Source organism: Streptomyces malaysiensis subsp. samsunensis, from assembly GCF_024519315.1.
In the GTDB taxonomy this organism is placed as follows: domain Bacteria; phylum Actinomycetota; class Actinomycetes; order Streptomycetales; family Streptomycetaceae; genus Streptomyces; species Streptomyces malaysiensis.
The window spans coordinates 1-2,075 of the sequence record NZ_JANIIC010000190.1; the positions used below are offsets into that span (position 1 = coordinate 1).

General features: G+C 77.2%; 2 protein-coding genes. Both read right to left on the reverse strand.

The window, feature by feature from the left end; translation table 11 throughout:
• Window positions 1-403: 403 nt before the first annotated feature.
• On the reverse strand, window positions 404-1,288 hold the full coding sequence (locus NQU54_RS48360; protein WP_257636625.1) for a sugar phosphate isomerase/epimerase family protein: 885 nt from the start codon (window positions 1,286-1,288) through the stop codon (window positions 404-406).
• Window positions 1,285-2,075: UbiA prenyltransferase family protein (locus NQU54_RS48365; protein ID WP_257636626.1), on the reverse strand; the 791-nt coding region annotated here is incomplete at its 5' end. The genes NQU54_RS48360 and NQU54_RS48365, both read right to left, overlap by 4 nt.

A 2,075-nucleotide genomic window follows, 5' to 3' on the forward strand; every position in this document is an offset into this window, starting at 1 on the left:
CCGGGGGGGGGGGGGCCCGGCCGCGGGGGGGGGGGGCGGGGGCGGCCGGGGGCGGGACCGGAAGCGGCTTGGGCGGGGGTGGAATCATCCTGGGCGGGGGCAGAAGCACCCTGGGCCGAGCCGGAAACCCCTCCGGCGGGGACGGAATCACCCTGGGCCGAGCCGGAAACCCCTCCGGCGGGGACGGAATCACCCTGGGCCGAGCCAGAAACCCCTCCGGCGGCGGAGGAATCACCCTGGGCCGAGCCGGAAACCCCTCCGGCGGCGGAGGAATCACCCTGGGCGGGGACGGAGTCGGCCTGCCGCGGTCCCGTTTTCGCCGCGTCCGTCAGGGCCCTGTCCAGCCAGGCGCATCCCGTCTCGTCCAGCCGCCGCTCCACGGCGGCGCGGAGTTCGGTCACGGTCAGCATCGGACGCCTCCCTCGATCGCGGCACGTTCCGCCTCCCGGAGGAACCGCAGCGAGGTGCGGGCCAGTTCGGGACCGGCGTGGGAGTGGCGGGGCAGCTCGACGCCGACGAGCCCCCGGTACCCCGTGGCGCGCAGCGCCTCCAGGACCGGCGGGAAGTCGATCTCCCCCTCGCCGAACGGCAGATGCTCATGCACCCCGCGCCGCATGTCCTCGATCTGCACATGCCGCGTCCATGGCGCAGCCGCGCGCACGCACTCGACGGGCGGGGCGGGCTCCAGGCACTGGCAGTGGCCGATGTCGAGGGTGAGGCCGAGGGCGGCCGGATCGCCCAGTGCCGTCCGCAGCCGGTGGAATCCGGCGAGGTCGGCGAGGAGATGCCCCGGCTCGGGCTCGATCGCGAGGGCCACGCCCGCCGCCTCGGCGGCGACGACCACCGGTTCGATGGCGTCGGTCAGCCGCCGCCACGCCGTCTCCTCGGACTCGCCGGGCGGCAGCACCCCGCTGAAGCAGTGCACGGCCGGTGCCCCGATTTCGGCCGCCACCCGTACGGCCCGCAGCAGCAGATCGATCCGGGCGCCACGCGCCTCGGGGTCCGGGTCGAGCAGGGTGGGGTGGTGCTTGCGCCGGGCGTCGAGCACGTACCGCGCACCGGTCTCGATCGCGACCCCGAGGCCGAGCCGTTCGAGGTCGCGGGCGATGCGGCGGGTACGGGCGGTGAGGTCAGGGGCGAGCGGGTCGAGATGCATATGGTCGAGGGTCAGCGAGACGCCGTCGTAGCCGAGGTCGGCGAGCAGGGCGAGGGCGTCGCCCAGGCGGAGGTCGGTCAGACCGTTGGTGCCGTAGGCGAAGCGCAGGGACTCCGGGTTGGGGCGGCTCATGTCGCGCTGACCTTTCTCGACAGCCGGCGGGCCACGGGCATGAGCGCGAGCAGCCCCGCCGCCGTACGGTGCGCCCCGGCGCGGGAGGCGAGCACGGCCTGAAGCGGGATCATCGCGCGGATGCCGCTGCCGACGGCGCGCTGGAGGAAGTACGGGGAGGGGTTGAGCGCGGCATGCGCCAACGGCCGGGCGACCGTGGCCAGGTACCCGCCCGCGAGGGCGACCCCGGCGAGGGCCGCGAAGCGGCCGGCAGCCGCGCCGGGCAAGGCGGAGGTCCCGGTGCTCCGGGGCGGCGCGGCCCCGGCACGGCCACCCGCGAGGCCGGCCCCGGCGACGGCCGCGATGCGACTGACCGGACGCGTACGCTCGGCCGCCGCTGCGCGCGAGGCGATGGTCAGGGGCAACCCTGCTGCGGCACGCGGTCCGCCCGGGGGACCGCCACCGGTGGCCGCCGTAACGAGCCGCCTCGCGGCACCACCGCGCCGTGCGCCGGGTCCGCCCGGCGGACCGCCATGCCCGGTGCCCGCCACGACCGCCGCGCCGAGCCACCTCGCCGGAGTGCCGCGCCCTGCCCGTACGCCCTTGCCCAGCGCGAGCTCGTGAGCAACGGCGGCCGTGGTGCCCTGGACGACGGCCGCCGGGCTGGGCACGGCGGTCCCGGCCGAGGCTGCCGCCCGGACCCTGGACGCCGCGCTCCGGCTCCACCCGTTGGCCGGGCCCCGGCCCACGGCGCCACCGATCACCGGACCACGCCCCGGGACGGCCCCACCGCCGAGCGCCGCGTCAA

Coding starts and splice junctions, on each gene's coding strand:
- NQU54_RS48360 (WP_257636625.1), bottom strand. CDS start 1,288: ATGAGCCGCCCCAACCCGGAGTCCCTGCGCTTCGCCTACGGCACCAAC.